Source organism: Kitasatospora sp. NPDC056651 (assembly GCF_042792155.1).
In the GTDB taxonomy this organism is placed as follows: Bacteria; Actinomycetota; Actinomycetes; order Streptomycetales; family Streptomycetaceae; genus Kitasatospora.
Map to the genome: position 1 here is coordinate 12,171 of NZ_JBHTWX010000040.1, position 15,961 is coordinate 28,131.

At 72.8% G+C, this 15,961-nt stretch carries 13 protein-coding genes; 5 read left to right on the forward strand and 8 right to left on the reverse strand.

Annotated features, from left to right (window positions below; all coding sequences use genetic code 11):
* Nucleotides 1-72: 72 nt before the first annotated feature.
* The 4 genes from ACFRAR_RS17655 to ACFRAR_RS17670 form a co-directional block, all read right to left on the reverse strand.
* Nucleotides 73-477, reverse strand: a complete 405-nt coding sequence (locus ACFRAR_RS17655) for a DUF6009 family protein (protein WP_380698979.1) — start codon at nucleotides 475-477, stop codon at nucleotides 73-75.
* Nucleotides 474-2,096: a phage/plasmid primase, P4 family gene (locus tag ACFRAR_RS17660; RefSeq protein ID WP_380698980.1), complete on the reverse strand. Its 1,623-nt coding sequence runs from the start codon at nucleotides 2,094-2,096 to the stop codon at nucleotides 474-476. Before ACFRAR_RS17660 ends, ACFRAR_RS17655 begins: the two co-directional genes overlap by 4 nt.
* Complete coding sequence (locus tag ACFRAR_RS17665) at nucleotides 2,093-3,196, reverse strand: bifunctional DNA primase/polymerase (RefSeq protein WP_380698981.1); 1,104 nt, start codon at nucleotides 3,194-3,196, stop codon at nucleotides 2,093-2,095. Before ACFRAR_RS17665 ends, ACFRAR_RS17660 begins: the two co-directional genes overlap by 4 nt.
* Before the next feature lie 1,358 nt (nucleotides 3,197-4,554).
* Entirely contained in the window at nucleotides 4,555-4,785 is a 231-nt protein-coding gene (locus ACFRAR_RS17670; RefSeq protein WP_380698982.1) for a hypothetical protein, read from the reverse strand.
* A gap of 227 nt (nucleotides 4,786-5,012) precedes the next feature.
* Here ACFRAR_RS17670 and ACFRAR_RS17675 point away from each other — a divergent pair, with 227 nt between their 5' ends.
* The gene (locus ACFRAR_RS17675; protein WP_380698983.1) at nucleotides 5,013-7,799 is read left to right on the forward strand and encodes a DUF6493 family protein; all 2,787 of its coding nucleotides are present in this window, start codon (nucleotides 5,013-5,015) and stop codon (nucleotides 7,797-7,799) included.
* A gap of 75 nt (nucleotides 7,800-7,874) precedes the next feature.
* Nucleotides 7,875-8,201: a nuclear transport factor 2 family protein gene (locus ACFRAR_RS17680; RefSeq protein ID WP_380698984.1), complete on the forward strand. Its 327-nt coding sequence runs from the start codon at nucleotides 7,875-7,877 to the stop codon at nucleotides 8,199-8,201.
* Nucleotides 8,202-8,349: 148 nt separating this feature from the next.
* On the opposite strand, the gene ACFRAR_RS17685 is transcribed toward ACFRAR_RS17680, so the two are convergent.
* A complete protein-coding gene (locus ACFRAR_RS17685; protein WP_380698985.1) occupies nucleotides 8,350-8,967 on the reverse strand; it encodes a TOPRIM nucleotidyl transferase/hydrolase domain-containing protein in 618 nt (205 codons plus the stop codon).
* A gap of 398 nt (nucleotides 8,968-9,365) precedes the next feature.
* Here ACFRAR_RS17685 and ACFRAR_RS17690 point away from each other — a divergent pair, with 398 nt between their 5' ends.
* Entirely contained in the window at nucleotides 9,366-9,722 is a 357-nt protein-coding gene (locus ACFRAR_RS17690; protein ID WP_380698986.1) for a beta/gamma crystallin domain-containing protein, read from the forward strand.
* 252 nt (nucleotides 9,723-9,974) lie between these two features.
* Here ACFRAR_RS17690 and ACFRAR_RS17695 read toward each other — a convergent pair whose 3' ends face one another.
* Nucleotides 9,975-11,864: an RICIN domain-containing protein gene (locus ACFRAR_RS17695; protein ID WP_380698987.1), complete on the reverse strand. Its 1,890-nt coding sequence runs from the start codon at nucleotides 11,862-11,864 to the stop codon at nucleotides 9,975-9,977.
* Between the two features lie 787 nt (nucleotides 11,865-12,651).
* On the reverse strand, nucleotides 12,652-13,383 hold the full coding sequence (locus ACFRAR_RS17700; RefSeq protein ID WP_380698988.1) for a hypothetical protein: 732 nt from the start codon (nucleotides 13,381-13,383) through the stop codon (nucleotides 12,652-12,654).
* A gap of 140 nt (nucleotides 13,384-13,523) precedes the next feature.
* Between ACFRAR_RS17700 and ACFRAR_RS17705 the strand changes: the two genes are divergently transcribed.
* Both ACFRAR_RS17705 and ACFRAR_RS17710 read left to right on the forward strand, forming a co-directional pair.
* A complete protein-coding gene (locus tag ACFRAR_RS17705) occupies nucleotides 13,524-14,678 on the forward strand; it encodes an anion permease (RefSeq protein WP_380698989.1) in 1,155 nt (384 codons plus the stop codon).
* Entirely contained in the window at nucleotides 14,675-14,923 is a 249-nt protein-coding gene (locus tag ACFRAR_RS17710; RefSeq protein WP_380698990.1) for a hypothetical protein, read from the forward strand. Before ACFRAR_RS17705 ends, ACFRAR_RS17710 begins: the two co-directional genes overlap by 4 nt.
* A 172-nt stretch (nucleotides 14,924-15,095) precedes the next feature.
* On the opposite strand, the gene ACFRAR_RS17715 is transcribed toward ACFRAR_RS17710, so the two are convergent.
* Nucleotides 15,096-15,920: an alpha/beta hydrolase gene (locus ACFRAR_RS17715; RefSeq protein WP_380698991.1), complete on the reverse strand. Its 825-nt coding sequence runs from the start codon at nucleotides 15,918-15,920 to the stop codon at nucleotides 15,096-15,098.
* Nucleotides 15,921-15,961: the final 41 nt, after the last annotated feature.

The window sequence follows — 15,961 nt, forward strand, 5'->3', positions numbered from 1 at the left end:
ACAGCAACGTGGGGGCGGCCCGAGAATCGGACCGCCCCCACGCCGTAAGCCGTGCCCCCGCACCCGGGGCCGTCAGGCCTTCGGGAGCGTTATCCCCAGTTCCAGCATCGCTGGCGAGGCCGGGCCGCCCTCGGAGCGCTCGGTCTTGTAGCCCTTGACCCCCGGGGCGACGGTTCGCGGGTCGACCGCCTCGGAGGGGGCGCCGGTGGAGTACAGGCCCTGCGGGTCCTGGTCGCGGTCGTGCGGCAGCAGCCAGAAGACGCGGCGCCGGAAGGTGCCTGAGGCCCGCGAGGACTTGGCGTCGGGGCCGAGGATCGCGTAGCCGACCATCCGACCGTCGCGGTGGTAGGCCGGGCGGCCGCGGCGGGTGGTGAGGCGGTCCAGCGACTGACGGACGTAGTCGAGGTCGGAGGTGTCCTCCAGCCAGACGAGGTCGGTTTCGTGGGCGAGCTCGGCCGGGTCGATCAGCGCGCTCACGCGGTGTGCTCCTCTGTGTCGTCGGTGATCAGGCCGATGCCCGGGTAGAACTTACGGCTGTTGGACAGGACCATCTCCTTGGGAGAGGTCATACCCAGTGTCTCGCGGACTCGTGCCGCGAATGCACGCCCGGATACGGGATTGGCCCCCTCGAAGCCGCACCAACGGGTGTAGGCGCCGAAGAGCTGGGACTGTTCGGCCCGCATTCCCTCGCCTGTGACGCATGCCTCCTTGAGGAAGCGGCCGACGTGGTCCTCGGTCTCGGCGTAGGCGGTGGTGGCGGTCTGGACGGCCTGGGGGCCGGCCAGGTCCTTCTCGCCGGCGAAGTAGCGGCGGGCGCCGTCGATGAGCCAGGCGAGGATGCCGGGGCCCTCCTCGGCGACCAGGACGTGGGCCAGGTTGTCGATCTTCCGCTCCTCGGGGACGACCCGCTCGAACGGGATCAGTCGCATGCGCCGCCAGAAGGCGAAGCCGCCGGTGCCGACCTCGGGGCGGTGGTTGCCGAGCAGCCAGAGCTTGTGGGTGGGCTCGAAGGAGAAGAAGTCCTGGCGCATCCGGCGGGCCTTGATCTTGTCGCCGCCGGTGAGCAGCTTGACCCGGGCCTCGTCGAAGCGGTCGCCTGGCTTGAGCTCGGAGCAGACGATGATGCGCCGGCCGTGGAGTTCGGCGAGGTCGGTGGGGTGGCCGTCGAAGGTCTTGGCCATCAGGAAGCCCGGTGGGGCGGCGTCGGCGTAGTCGCCGAGGAGCTGGATCATCACGTCGAGCAGGACGGACTTGCCGTTCTTGCCCTGGCCGTAGAGGAAGGGCATGACCTGGGCGCCGACGTCGCCGCTGATCGAGTAGCCGAGCAGCAGGTGGAGGAAGTCGCGGGTCTGGCGGCCTTCCTTGTCGTCGCCGAAGGTGTCGGTGAGGAAGCGGTCCCAGCGCGGGGTGCGCATCCGGGCGGGGGCCAAAGTGGTGGAGCGCGAGTGGTGGTGGACCTTCGGGTCGGGCGGGACGATCGCCCCGGTGCGCAGGTCGACCACGCCGCCGGGGGTGCACAGGGCGTAGGCGTCGGCGTCGAGGAGGGCGGCGTTGAGGACCATGCCGGGGGCGGACTTGGCCTGGGCGAGCATGGCGTTCATGCCGGAGGTGGACAGGGCTCGGCGGCGGTGCCGGCGCAGGTCGGTGTTGGTGTAGACGCCGCGCGGGTCGTGGGTGGCGATGCTCTCGGCCATCTCGCCGGCCGCCCACAGGACGGTGTCGTCCTCGTCGAGCTGCCAGCGGTGCGCGGACCAGCGGTACCAGCCGAGGCCGGGGACGTGGCGGTAGTCGCCGCCGTAGAGGTGGACGAAGAGTTTGGCGTTGCCGCGGTCGGAGAGCGAGTCGGGCAGCAGGCCGTGCGGGGTCGCCTGCGGGCCGGTGGGGGTCTGGACGACGGGCCCCGCGGGTGCCTGCGGAATCACGGGGGGTGCTGCCGCCTGGGGAGCGGCGGGTGGATTGTCGAGGAGGCTCTCCTGGACGGCTGTGCCGTGCCACGGGGCCTGGGCTGGACCGGGGACGGGCGGGTAGTCCAGGATCTGCTGGGCTGCGGCCACGGGGTCGAAGACCGTCCTCTTGCGGCGGGTACGATCGGTCATCCGCGGGCCTTCCCGATGTGCAGGGGCTGCCGGCTGCCGGCCGCCAGGCCGGAACGGATGACGGCGGAGTTGTGCCTGTCCTGGGACGGACGGGCGGTACGGGCGGCGTCGAGGAGCAGCTGCTCGGCCACGGCGTGGGTGAGGTGGCCCGCGGAGACCAGGCCTCCCACGGTGTACGCGGCGCGGTTGAGCTTGCCGGTGAAGCCGGCTCCCTCGGGTGTGGTGGCGCAGGCGGTGACGTCCTGGAGCACGGTGTCGAGCACCCGCTCCGCACCCTTCCGCCCACCGCCCGCGGCGACGACGGCCCGGCGGGCGCGGTCGGGGATGGCAGGCTGCGGGACGCTGTGCTGTCCGGGGCGGTCCTTGAGGTGGCCGGTCCGGACGAGTTCCTCGCTGAGCCACTCGGGCAACGGGGCCGGCATCCTGGCGCCGGGGAGCGCGGTGTAGGTGCCGGCGGCGGTGACGGTGCCGGGCGCGACGATGTAGCCGCCGTGGGCCCGGACGTCGACCTGCCAGGCCAGCGCGCGGCCGGCGGAGGACCCGGTGGAGCAGGTGAACCGGCGGTCGGTGTGGTCGTGGTACCAGATGTGCAGGCCCCCGGAGGGTGTGCGGACGCGCAGGGTGCTCTCGTCCGTCGTGGGGTCAGCGGCCCGGCGCAGGGCGGCCAGCAGGGCGATGGTGTGGTAGCCGTTCTCCAGCCCGTCCAAGTTGACGTCCTCGTGGATCGGGATGCCGGGCAGGATGCGGTCCCGGGCTGGGACGACGCTGGTGTGGCTGTCGACGTCGATGACGACCAGTCCCGCCGGGCCGCAGGCGACGCCGACCCCGAAGTCCGGGTTGACGCGCCACCAGGTGGCGAGGACGCCTTGGTCCAGAGTCGCTGCGTGGAAGCCGTGGCACCAGCGACCCGCGGCCGGGCAGGAACAGTCGCTGGGGGAGTGCGGTGCCTCCTGGCAGGCCTGGCAGTTCGCGGGCGGGGTCTTGCGTCCGGGGGCCAGCGGATGAACGGGCCAGCCCTGGGCAGCACACCAACCCGCAACGGCCAGCGCATCAGGCTGGCGGTCCGTTCGGTCGCTCCCCACGGCCTTCGGCGCCGTCACGCTGGTCCCTTCCCCTTTTCCTCGGTAGCTGCCCTGAGTTGAGTCGCTCATTCAGTCGCTGAGGGCGAAAAGCCAGGTCAGAGCACTGGTGGGCACCAGATCAGCGACTGAAGCGACCGAAGTTCAGAAGATAGCTCACACAGACTAGCCGAGCGAGGACGTGCGAACCGCTACCGCCGGACCTTCCGGGCAAAGTGAGCGACCGAGTCCTGGGCGAGCGACTGAGCCTGTTCAGTCGCTGCTTCGGTCACTCCGGCATTTTCGCAGGTCAAAGCCGCTTTTAACAGCAAACAGCGACTGAAGCGACTGAAGCCCGGGTCTATGACGCACACACGCACACGGGAATGTCTTCATATACCCGACCTTGAGTCGCTTCGGTCGCTGATCGGGTGGGTAAACGCGCTCTGACCTGGGGTTTTGTCGAGCGACTGAAGCTCAGCGACTGAAAGCGACTGAGTCTCTGGGGGCGTTTTCCCCGGCGTGTCGGGCGTGTCAGGAGTGCCTGGACGGTCCGGTCGCTCGGTCGCTGAGTCGCTCGGTAGCTCCAGCGACCGAAGTGACGGCGGGCAATGCCCGCTCCAGGAAACTGCTGTAACCCGGACCGTCGGTCGCTTGGGTCGCTGAGTCGCTGCCACCACCGCCTTGCCACAGGCGCTGTTGCTGGACCGGGCCCCGTCCGATGCCCTGCCGGCCAGGTCGCTCGTTTTTCGACAAAGGGGCAGGAGCACGGCAGCGACTCAGCGACCCAAGCGACCCAGGAACCGACATGAGGACACGACAATCGGCCCCAGGGGGAGAGGGTCCCAGCGTCGATTCCTGAGAGACCGTGGACCGTGTGGCGCCGGCCGATGTGGTTCAGTAGCTGTCTCACGGCTGCGGCCAGGAACTGTCAGGAGGTCTGACCGACTGCGTCCCCCAGAAGGACGCTGGCAGGGGAACGCGCACGCCAGTTCCCCAGGCAGGCTTCGTTCTGACCAGGTCCGCCCCTTGGGGAGGCACGGAGAGACCGCCAGAAGGCCCTCAGGCCGCCGCTCGGAGGGCCACTGGCATCCCGAGACCTCGATCGAGCGGTCTGAGGCCCTGAAAGCACACGTCGGGGCTTCTCCCAATCCGTCCAGTTTCCCCGGTGCCGGTAGGATCAGCGCTCTCTTGGGAGTGCGATGCGAACATCAGGGCGACGTGGCGAGGGGCAGAAGTACGCGTTGACCTCGGATGAGGACGACAGGGACTCCTGGGGCTTCGCCCACGGGGTGTGAACGTCGTCCTTCGGTGACGGCTCGTTGCTCCGGAGCCTCGGGCCGGGGAACGACGGTCCGCGGAGGATCGGGGCGGGGCGAGCACATCACCGACCACCCCGGTCACGATGCGGGACGGTCGACGCGGTCCGGGAAGGGGGCGTCCTCCTCCGGGCCCGGCCGGAAACGGGGCGTCGAACCGTGCAGGCTGAGGTACCCCTGGACACTCTGCCGGAGCGCGAAGGCGAACCCGTCGGGGGTCTCGGCGGCGCCGGAGGGCAGGCTCCGCAGCGCGTCGGTGAGGTGGTGCAGCAGCCGCGCGCGGGCTGCCGGCCCGGTGGTGCTCGCCTCCATGGCGTCTCGTCTCCTCGCTTCGGTGCGCATCGTCGCGGCGGGCCACCGGGCCCGCCGTCGGCGGTGATCATGCCCGGGTACTGGGGCGGACTCACCTCGACCGGAGCCGCCGGGGAACCCGTGGCACCGACGGGGCTGACGAACGCCTCGGTGTCACTGCCCGCCCCCGATTGTCAGTGGGCCGCGCTAGGTTCCCGATCGTCAGCCGAACCGGACGGAGGGGTGCCGTGACCGACCGCACGAACGAGACGATCAGCTGGGACGAGGTCAGGGCGCTCATTGCCGCCCGGATCCCCCAGGGCGTGATCGACCGGCTCTCGCCGGTTCCCGCCGTCGAACTGCGCCATCTGCGGGCCCCGTTGCGCAAGCTCCGCACCGAGCTGGTGCGCGAGCTGTCCTCCGGCGACATCAACCGCTACTCCGTCGCGTACGACCAGCTCGCCGCCCTGCAGTTCGCCGGCGTGTTCAGCGCCGCCACCGCGGCCGAGGCCCAGGACTGGCTGACCGCCCGCCGCCTGCTCTTCCTCACCTGGCCGCTGCCCGGCGGCGGCTCCACCAACGCCGACTCCCACACCTTGCTGCTGGCCCTGATCGGGCCGCACCGGGACACCGCGTTCCAGCGCGAACTCGCGGTCCGGCTCGCCGAGTGGCTGCCCGCCCGCGGCGACCACGCCCGCTGGTTCCTCGCCCACGGCCTCGCCGTCTGGTCCGGCGCCGAACCGCCCGCCACCGACGGCTACGTGACCGGCTGGGTGCGCCAGGGCGGCATGGCGCGCTACCCCTACCACCGCGAGATCGGCGAGTGGTTCGCCGACCGGGGCCTGCGCGAGCCGGTGCCGCACCACGACACCCTGCTCTCCTGGCTGCGGGCCCAGCCCCGGCTCGCCGAGTTCGTCCGTCGGCTCTTCGAAGCCCCGGACATCGGAACCGAACTCGCCGACCCGCACGCCGCCCACCACGAACCGCAGGACCTGTGGCCCACCGCGCTCGCCGCCCTGGCGACCGAGGACGGGCTCGACCGCGCCGAACTGATCGACCTGTGTCTGGGCCGTCTGCTGCGCGGCGACCGGCCCGGCAACCTGCGCGGATTCCTCCAGCTGTACGCGGCGCTGGCACCCGACGCCGAGGAAGTCCTCGCCCGGGCCGGCGACCACGTCCGGCTGGCCGCCGACGGCGCGCCGGGCGCAGCCAAGGCCGCCCAGGCAGCGCTGCGCGCCGTGGACGAACGGCTGCCCGCCGACCTGTTCGCCGAACTCACGGCGGCGGTCCTGGCCCGCCCGGAGAAGACGCTCGCCACCACCCAGCTGTCCTGGACCGGCTCCTGGCTGCGCCGGGACCCTGCCGCGGCCGAGGCCCTGCTACCCGCCGTCGCCGAGGCCTTCGCCCACCCGGCCGCCGCCGTCCAGGAACGCGCCCTGGGCCTGGCCGCCCGCCATCTGCCGGACACCACCCCGGACACCACCGAGGCCGTACGCGCCGCCGCCACCGCCCTCGGCCCGGCCCTCCAGGCCGACGCCCAGCGGCTGCTGGCCCTCCCGGACGCCGCCGCCGTGCCCGTCGTCGCTCCTGCCGTGCTCGTCGCCGTACCCGCCACCGTCGAGGCCGCACCGGCGGGGCCCACCGCGCTGCCGGCGCTGCCGGCCGCACCCGCCGGTCCGCTCGACCTCGCGGAGCGGTTCGGGGCCCTGATCGCCGACCGGCTGCCCGACCCCGGCGAGTTCGAGACGGTGCTCGCCGCCCTCGTCGCCGAACACCACCGCGACGCGGCCGCCCTGCGGGCCGCCCTCGCTCCGATCGCCGCACGCCGCACCGAGCACCAGGTCTACTTCGGGGAAGCCCGCAGCATCGACGGAGCACTCGGCTGCCTGCTCGACGCCCTGACCGGCCGGACGCAGGAGTCCGCCGCGCACGTGGCCGACCTGCTCGGCCTCCGCGTCGAGATCCGCACCCCCGCCATGATCCCGGCCGTACGCGTCCACGAAGCCGCGTACGGCATCGCCGACGCCCCGGTGCCGCTCCTGCTCGCCACCCCCACCGCCGGCGACGGCACCATCGACCCCACCGTGCTCACCGAACGGCTCGCGGCGTACCGCACCGCGGGCGCCCGCCCCTGGCCCGGGGACCTGGCCCAGGCCCTGCTGCGGACACCCCCACACGCACTGGAGGCGGTGCGCGCCGACGCCGCCGCGATCGGCTGCGACCTGCCCGCCGACACACCGCCACCCGCACCCGACCGGTTCCACACCCAGACCCCGGGCCAGCCCGAGCAGGTCGCCGGCTACGGCTGGGCCCCGCCCACACTCCCGCGCATCGCCCCGCTGGCCGACACCGCCGCCCCCGTGCCCGACGGCATCACCGGACTGCTCCACACCCTGCCCGACCCCGCCGAGAGCAGCCGCTTCGCAGGCATGGATCTGGCGTCGTCCGCCGAACTCGCCCACCTGCCCTGGCTGGCGCCCTGGCACCCGGAGACCGTCGCCGCCCACGGCCTGCCCAGCGCCGTCTACCAGGCGGACACGACGTCCGGCCCCCGAGGCACCAACCCCCTGTTGCCCCGGCTCGCCGAGGCCCCCGGCGAGTTCGGCCCGGTGAGCCACCTGCTGCTCGCCTACGGGCTGACCGCCGGCCGGGCGGACCAGCGCACCGCCGCGCTGGACGCCCTGCTGGCCCTGACGGTACGCGGCCGACTGCGCCCGGACGCGCTCGGCGAGTGGCTCGCGGCGCTCTGGCGGCTGACCGCGGCCAAGCCGAACCGGTTCCTGCCCGCCCTCGCCGACGCCGCGCGCGGCGGCGCGGGCCCGGCGGTGTGGGAGGTGCTCGCGGCTCTGGTCACCGCGCTCGCCGACGAGCCCGGCCGGCGCGGCCTGGCCGCCGCCCTCACCCTGACCGCCGAGTGCGCGGCGGCCGACGGCATCCGCACCCCGCTGCCCGCCCTCGACACCCTGGCCGCACCCGGTGCCCCCGCCCGCGTCCGGACGGAGGCGGCCCGCCTGGCCCGGATCCTGACGGCCTGACCGTCCCGGATGGTGACGGCCTGACCGTTCCGGCCCGCCCTGGACGAGAGAGGAAACCTTCTGCATGATCAACCGATGACCACCCCAGAGACTGTCGTCGAAAGCCAGCTCGCCGCCTACAACAGCCACGACCTCGAAGCCTTCGCGGCCACGTACGCCCCGGACGTCCTCATCAACCGCCGAGGCGGCGACCGCCTGCTCGGGCGCGACGCCGTGCGGGAGGCGTACGCCGAGATGTTCGCCAAGGGCCGCTGCCGGGCCGAGATCGTCGGCCGGCTCACCGAGGGGGACTGGGTGGTGGACCACGAGATCGCCCACGGCATCAGGGACGAACCCCTGCGCGTGCTGGTCGCCTACCGCGTCCGCGACGGCCTGATCGACCGCGTCGACTTCCTCGGCTGACGGGCCTGCGCGGATCGGCCCGGCGGCGACCGGTCTGACGCCGATCAGCCCGGCGCCGATCAGCCCGGCGCCGATCAGCCCGGCGCGGACCGACCGGGCGTCGCCCGTAGGGCCGGACCGCTCGCGGTGGCGGTCCGGTGTCCCGCCGTCACAGGTGCAGCAGCAGGCCGCGCAGGGGCGCGGGGACCTGCTCCGGGCCGAGGGCCTCGGTCAGGAGACGGCTGTAGCGGATCTTGCGCCCCGACTTCGTGCCGAGGAAACGCCGCATCCGCTGCTGCTGTGGCCGGTCCTGCTGGGCGGGCTGACGCACGAAGGTCTGCCAGGCCGCGAGGTCGCCCTCGGCCCGGATGATCTCCTCGATCCGTGGCACTCCCAGCGCGCGGATGAGCTCGTCCTCCAGGTCCGCCGTGCACACGAGGATCCCGTCGCTCGCCACTCCGGCCCGCGCGAAACCGCGCTCGTAGAAGCCCTGTTCGTTCTCGTCGCACAGCCCGGTCAGACGCAGGCCCAGCCCCGTCGGCCCGAGCAGGGCGGCGAAACGGCCGACGTTCATCGCCCCGCCCATCGGGACGACGCACACCCCCTCGGCGGCAAGGTCCCGGCCGTGGCGCGCGGCCAGCGCCTCCACGGCCGCGAGGTCGCTCGGGCCCTCCAGCAGCACCGCCGTCCGCACCCGCAGCAGCTCGGCCAGCTCACCCGCGGGCTCGCCCGGTCCTCCCGCCGCCCAGCCGAGGACTGCCTCCCGGAACGCCTCCATGTCCGTCATGGGCGCGATTCTGCCCCGGCCGGGGGCGGGCCGGCCACGGACTTTCCACCGGGACGCCGAGCCCGGCCCGGACAGCGCGAAGGGTAAGCCGCGCGCGGGCGGGGCGCCTCCCGCGCCATGGAGGCGCGGCCGGTTCCACGCCATTCACCGGCCGACCCGGCGTCCCGGCGGATACCGCTGCCCCGGGCATTCGTACGCACCCCACCGGCACCACCGGTCCCACCGCACACGGAAGGTTTGGACGGAGATGGCCGATACGCGGTCAGTCCACGGCGACGGCGGTTGACCGTGTACGCGACGCCGGGGAAGCTGATCGAGCACGACCCAACAACCCGTTCACAGCGGGCCGGGTCCGTGATTCGGAATCAATTCGTGTGTGATTCGACCGAGGAGAATCCGTGTTCCCGAAAACGAAGAAGATCGTGACTTCCCTGACCGTCGCGTTCGCCGCGGCGGTCACGTTCACCGTGGCCGGCCCGTCCGGCAACGCCTTCGCCATCGACCACGTCCCGTGTGACGGGAACCGCAACGACTTCCTGAAGATCTGGTCGCACCTCGACGGCCGTGACAGCGTCGACTGCTACGCGAACGCCGGCCGGACCTCCTTCGGCAACTGGTGGGTCGACCGGATCTCCACCGGCAACAACGACCTGATCTACTACGACGCCAACGGCGACTCGGTCAAGGTCCCGCGCTGGACCGACATCACCTACCCGAACCGTCCGCCGCTGGTCAAGGACATCGAAATCCTCTGACGGCCCCGCCGGCGCCGACGGGTCGCACGGACGGGTCGCGCTGACGATCCGCCGGGCCGGCCGCTTCGGACTCGCGTTCGACGGTCCTCTGTCCTCCTGTCCTCCGCCTTCCGATGGGAGGACGGAGGACCGTCCGGCGGAAACCGACCGGTTCGCGGATTCTCGGCTGTCCCACCCGCGGATCCGTGAACCTTTCCATCCACACCGGATAAACGCTTTTCCGGACCTTCCGGAAAGATTTTCGAACGATCTTCAGCGGTGCGGTCCGTAGTCCCAGTGGTGGTCCGGATAGTCCCCGCACGGATACTGCATCAGCGGGGCCGCCGGGGCGTTGCTGCCGTGGGAGACGGCGAGGCACTGGCGGCTGTTGCCGTTGACGAAGCGGATGCCGTGCGGCCACTTCTCGATTCTCCAGGACTGTGCCGGGCTGTTTCCGCACACGGACTGGACCACCTGGGCGGCGGCCTCGGTGCTGGAGTCCCGGACGGCGAGGCACCGGGCGCTGTTGTAGCTGATGATCCGGTAGTAGGTGTCGCCGCCGGGGTCCGTGTAGGCCTGCTGGGCCTCCCAGAAGTGGTCGGGGAAGTCCCCACAGGGATACTGCTGGACCAGTGCCCCTTCCTCCCGGCTGCCGCCGGGCGTGGCGACGCACTGCAGACTGTTGGCGTTCCTGATCGCCACCGGTCCCGTCGGCGGGACGAGCGGAGTGCCGCCGAGGCGCCCCGGCGCCGGGACCGCGGACGCGGAGGCGGCGGGTGCCGATGGCGGCGCGGGCCGCTCGCTCCCGGCGGCAGCCGAGGGGCCGGAGGGCTCCGGCAGTACGGCGGGAGGTGTGCCGGGAGCCGCGGTACCGGGCAGCACCGGTGCGCTCGGCGTCCCCGCTGCCTGGGCCGGCCCGCCCTCGGGTGGGGGCGCCGTGGCCGGAGCTTCGCCGGAGGGCCGTGCCGAGGGGCTGCCCGTCGGTGGAGCGGACGGGCCGTCACCCGCAGCGCGGGTCGGGGAGACCTCGGAGCCGGCCGCCGCGGGGGGCGCGCCGACGAAGACGGACGCCGGGCGCAGCCGTACGCCCACCAGCACACCCGTCAGGACCAGGACGCCGGCCATGACCGCCGCCGCGCCGACGGCGGCGCCCGTCCTGACGGCCCGACGCCGTCGCGCGTTCACAGGATCAGCGGGCGGCGGGGCGGCGAACGTCGGGCCCGGGACGGCGAATGTCGGGCCCTGGACGGCGAACGTCGGGCCCGGGGCGAAGGAGCCGGTCGGGCGATCGTCCGTGACCGGGACCAGCTCACCGCGGACGATCGTGGGGCCGGCCGTCGCCGGGGTCATCCGGACCACGTCCAGGCAGCGGTCGGCCAGGGCCGCCCGTACCGCTACGAGATCCGTGTTCAGGCGTCGCAGTACGGGCAGGTGCTTCCGCACCCCGTCGGCCGCTGCGGGCTCCGCTCCCGGCCGCCGGTCGCCGTCGGTCCCGGCCCGCGACCGCTCCCGGTCGACCAGCAGCCCCACCGCGCGTTGCTCCTGTTCCGCCGTCCGCCGCGCGTCGCGCGCGCTCTCCCTGATGCGGCGTACCTCGTCCAGGCAGCGCGTCGCCTCCACCAACCGGACCCGTCGCAGCTCCGCGCCGCCCGCGCCGCCCGCGCCGCCTGGGTCGGCCGGCAGCGGCGCGCGGACGGTGGTCCCGTCCTCGACGCCGGTGCCCAGTTCACCCCGCAGCTCGGCCACGATCGCCACCAGCACGCGGATCAGCTCCTCCGCCTCCGCGACGCCGGCCTCGGCCTGCCGTTGCGCCTGCCTGGCCAGCTCCAGTGCCTGCCGCGCGGCCGACCGTCCCTCCGTGGGCGACGGGAGCCCCCTGGCCGCCAGCCCGGCGTGTTCGTGCAGGTGACCGGCCCGTGCCAGCAGCACCGCCCGGGCTCGGGGGTCCGTCACCCGGTCGTGGATCAGCCGCTGGAGCAGGTGCCACGGGATGTCCTTCTCCGCGGAGCGGTACTCGCTCCAGCTGGTCTTGCCGCCCGGGTACCGTCGCGCGAGCTCTCGGACGGTGAGCCCGGAGGTCACCTCCCGCACGAACCGGGCCAGGTCGTTCGCCTGCTCGGTCTCCCCCTTGAGCCGCCCCTGCGGGCGTCCGGCGCTAGCCACTTCCTGCCCCCTGCCGTGTCCGCGGCCAATCCGGGTTGTCCGCTGCTCACCTGGACCGTGGCGGATTTTTGTAGATGGACAATCAAATATGCCCGCAGTGTGGGGGCTCCACCGGGTCTTCGGACAAGTCGCACCAGGAGCTCCGGTGCCGGAACCGCAGGGAGCTCGTGAGCCGGGCCCGCCGCCACCTGCTGCGGCGCGGGGGAGTCGGCACCACGAACCCCGAGCGCCGCGACCGGGTGGCCGACCGTCGACAACGGGGGACGGTCGGCCACCCGCGTGCCGGACGGCGGGTCGGCCGCCGGCCGGACCAGTCGAGCGGTGAGGAGCGTCGCAAGTGGTGAGGAACGTTGGGGGACCCGGGAGCGTAGCCTGCTCCCGGGCCCTTTGGTGCCGCCATTCGTGCACACCGGCACGTTTAAGGGTCGCGGATCAGATTGAAATCGACGCGTTCTGCCGTTGAACTACCGTGCCACGGAGCGGCACAGACGGGACTCGAACCCGCATTCGTCGATGTTCGTCCGCACCCGGTCGATCCGGTGTCCGGCGGCGAATGCTGAGACTGGAGCAGGAGTCTGAGATTCAGGGGGCCCGCCTCTGCCTGGCTTGGGCTACCCCGGCCGGTGGTGCCGGGGGGAGGATTCGAACCTCCACTGTGACCCCTGGGTCAGCTTCAACGTCAGTTTCAGCTTTTCGCACCGTGCGGCGCGTGGCCGTCCGGTCTGCCGGACAGGTCCTCGACGCGCTCGGTGCACCCGCCCGGCTCCCCGGGCGGGCGATCAGGAGGCTACCCGAACAGGTAGCCGAAGACGGCGTCGCCCACCCGCTGGTCGGTGACCTCGACGGCGTTGGCCTCCTCGCGGGCGAACTTGACCGCCTGCTGGAGCTTCTCCACCCGCTCGACGAGCTCGTTCACCCGGCGGGCAGGCAGGGCGCCGGAGAACTTCACCGTCGTCCAGTAGCCGACCGCGACGTCCTCGTAGTAGACCTCGACCTGCGCCGGGTGCTTCTCGGTGGCCTCGGCCTTGACATGGTTGCGCGGCACCTTCTTGGTCCGGATGGTGCGCACCGGCTCGGTCTTCCAGGAGTCGGTGGACGGGTCGAGGTTCCAGGACTCGGAGGCGTCCAGCACCGGGAGCTTCTTCACGAAGGTGAACAGGTCGGTGAGCTGCTTCTCCAGGAAGAGCAGGTAGGGCACCGGCACCTGGGCCAGCAGCACCCGGCCGTCCACCACCACGTCGGCGCGGGCGTCGATGTTGGCCCAGTCCTTGGTGGCCGTCACGTCGAACAGCCGGGTGAGGGTGTTCGCGGTGGACCGCAGGATGTCCTCGGCCTTCAGCTGCACCCGGGTCGACTCCGGCGGCAGCTGCTCGCCCTCCTCGTCCTTGGGCTGGTAGGCGCGGGAGATCCCGGCCAGCAGCGCGGGCTTCTGCAGGTCCTGGTGGGCCTGGGTCAGCTCCTGGAAGGACTTGGACTTGACGCCCTTTTCGACGGCGATGATCTGGTTCAGCTTTGCCACGCTGGGGACGCTAGCAGTCTCGAACTGATCAGCGACAGCGAATTACTGACGGACCGAAATCGGGATCACGGGGTACTTCCGCCTCCCGTACGGCGCGCTGGTCCGCCCCGGACGGGGCCCGGCGGGCTAGGTTCGTGCCCGTGAGCGGCAACGACGTGATCCTGGCGCTGGTCGTGGTCACCGCGCTGGGATTCGACTTCACCAACGGCTTCCACGACACCGGCAACGCCATGGCGACCTCCATCGTCACCGGAGCCCTCCCGCCGCGCATCGCGGTGGGCGTCTCGGCGGTGCTGAACCTGGTGGGCGCGTTCCTGTCGACGGCGGTCGCCGCGACGATCGCCGGCGGCCTGGTGCACAGCCAGGAGGTGACGCTGACCGTGGTCGTGGCGGGCCTGACCGGCGGCATCCTGTGGAACCTGACGACCTGGTACGTCGGGATCCCCTCCAGCTCCTCGCACGCGCTGATCGGCGGCGTGGTCGGGGCGACCATGGCGGCGGCCGGCGCCTCCGCCGTCAAGTGGCAGGGCCTGGTGGCCAAGGTGATCGTGCCGGCCGCCCTGTCACCGCTCATCGCCGGCGTGGTCGCCGCGCTCGGCACCCGTCTCGTCTACCACCTCACCCGCGACGTCACCGAGAACGCCCGCACCCGCGGCTTCCGCGGCGGCCAGGTCGGCTCGGCCTGCATGGTCTCGCTCGCCCACGGCACCAACGACGCCCAGAAGACCATGGGCGTCATCACCCTGGCCCTGATCGCCGACGGAGCGCTGAGCAGTGGGGCGAAGGCCCCGACGTGGGTGATCGCCTCCTGTGCCGCGGCCATCGCCCTGGGCACCTACATCGGCGGCTGGCGGGTGATCAGGGCACTGGGCAAGGGGCTGGTGGAGATCGAACCGCCGCAGGGGATGGCCGCCGAGTCGGCCTCGGCCGCGGTCATCCTCTCCTCCGCCGACTTCGGCTACTCGCTCTCCACCACCCACGTCGCCACCGGGTCGATCCTCGGATCGGGGGTCGGCAAGAAGGGCGCGACCGTACGGTGGAACCTCGCCCGCCGGATGGTGGCGGCCTGGCTGCTGACCCTCCCGGCCGCGGCCCTGGTCGGGGCGCTCGCCTACTGGGCCGCCCACGGGATCGGCGGCACCGGCGGCGTGGCGGCCGTCGTCGCCGTCCTGGTGCTGGCCTCGGTCGCCTTCTTCGCGGCCTCACGCCATCCGGCCGTCACCCCGGAGAACGTCAACGCCGCGTGGACCGGCACGGTCGTCCCGGAGACCGTCCCCGACGAGGTGATCCGGTGAACACCTGGATCGATCCGAACGCGCTCTGGAAGATCGTCGTGGTCGGAATCCTGGCCGGCGCCGGTCTGCCCGCACTGTTCGCCGTCGGCCTGCGCGCCCTCAACCCGCCGGCGGTCCCCGACCCGGCCGGGGCCCTTGTCCGCCGGGCTCCCGGCGCACTCGGCCACGCCGTCGCCGCGGGGTGCTTCGCGGTGGTCCTTGCCGCGATCGGCTGGGGCATCTACATCATCGTCGCCCACAGCTGAGCGCGCGCCGAGGGCCCCGGCGCCGTACGGCCGGCAGCCCTGATGCGTCGCCCGGCGCGCCGTACGGCAGGCCGACCGCCGACACCCGGGCCCGCGAGGCGGGCCGCAGCCTGCGGACTGCGGCTTGCGGACTGCGGCCCGCGGCCCGCCCGGCGAACCCGGGGCAGGAGGATCAGCGGGCCAGCAGGTCCCGGATCGCCGCCGCGATCTCCTCCGGCGCCTCCTCGGCCATGAAGTGCCCCGCCCGGGTCAGCCGGTGGTCCAGGTCCGGCGCCCACGCCCTCCACACCCCGGCCGCGTCGTAGCCCAGCCGCACCCCCCAGTCCTGCTGTACGACCGTCACCGGCATGGCCAGCTGCGACCCGGCGTCCAGGTCCGCCTGGTCGTGCACCACGTCGATGCCCGCCGAGGCCCGGTAGTCCGCGACGATCGACGGCACCGCCGCGGCGCTCGCCCGCAGGTACTCGGCCCGTACGTCCGCCGGCACGGCCGCCGGATCACCGGCCCAGGCGTCGAGGAACGAACCGAAGAACGCGTCCGCGCTGTTGGCGATCATCGTCTCCGGCAGGCCCGGCGGCTGCGCCATCAGGAACAGGTGGTAGCCGACGGCCGCCGGCACGCCGTGCAGGACGTTCCACATGTCGAGCGTCGGCACGACGTCGAGGACGCCCAGATGGGTGACGGCCTCGGGGTGGTCCAGACCCGCCCGGAAGGCGACCAGCGCGCCCCGGTCGTGGCCGACGAGGGCGAAGCGCTCGTGGCCGAGCGCCGCCGCCAGGGCCACGACGTCGGCGGCCATGGTGCGCTTGGCGTACACCTCGGGGCCGGTGGCCGCGGGCTTGTCGCTGGCGCCGTAGCCCCGCAGGTCGGGGCAGATCACCGTGTGCTCGCCGGCGAGCAGCCCGGCGACGTGCCGCCACATCAGGTGGGTCTGGGGGAAGCCGTGCAGCAGTACGACCGGGCTGCCGCTGCCGCCGACGGCGGCGGCCAGCTCCACACCGTCCGCACCGGGCAGGCGGATGCGGTCGAAACCAGGAA

Coding starts and splice junctions, on each gene's coding strand:
- ACFRAR_RS17660 (WP_380698980.1), bottom strand. CDS start 2,096: ATGACCGATCGTACCCGCCGCAAGAGGACGGTCTTCGACCCCGTGGCC.
- ACFRAR_RS17670 (WP_380698982.1), bottom strand. CDS start 4,785: ATGGAGGCGAGCACCACCGGGCCGGCAGCCCGCGCGCGGCTGCTGCAC.
- ACFRAR_RS17680 (WP_380698984.1), top strand. CDS start 7,875: ATGACCACCCCAGAGACTGTCGTCGAAAGCCAGCTCGCCGCCTACAAC.
- ACFRAR_RS17685 (WP_380698985.1), bottom strand. CDS start 8,967: ATGACGGACATGGAGGCGTTCCGGGAGGCAGTCCTCGGCTGGGCGGCG.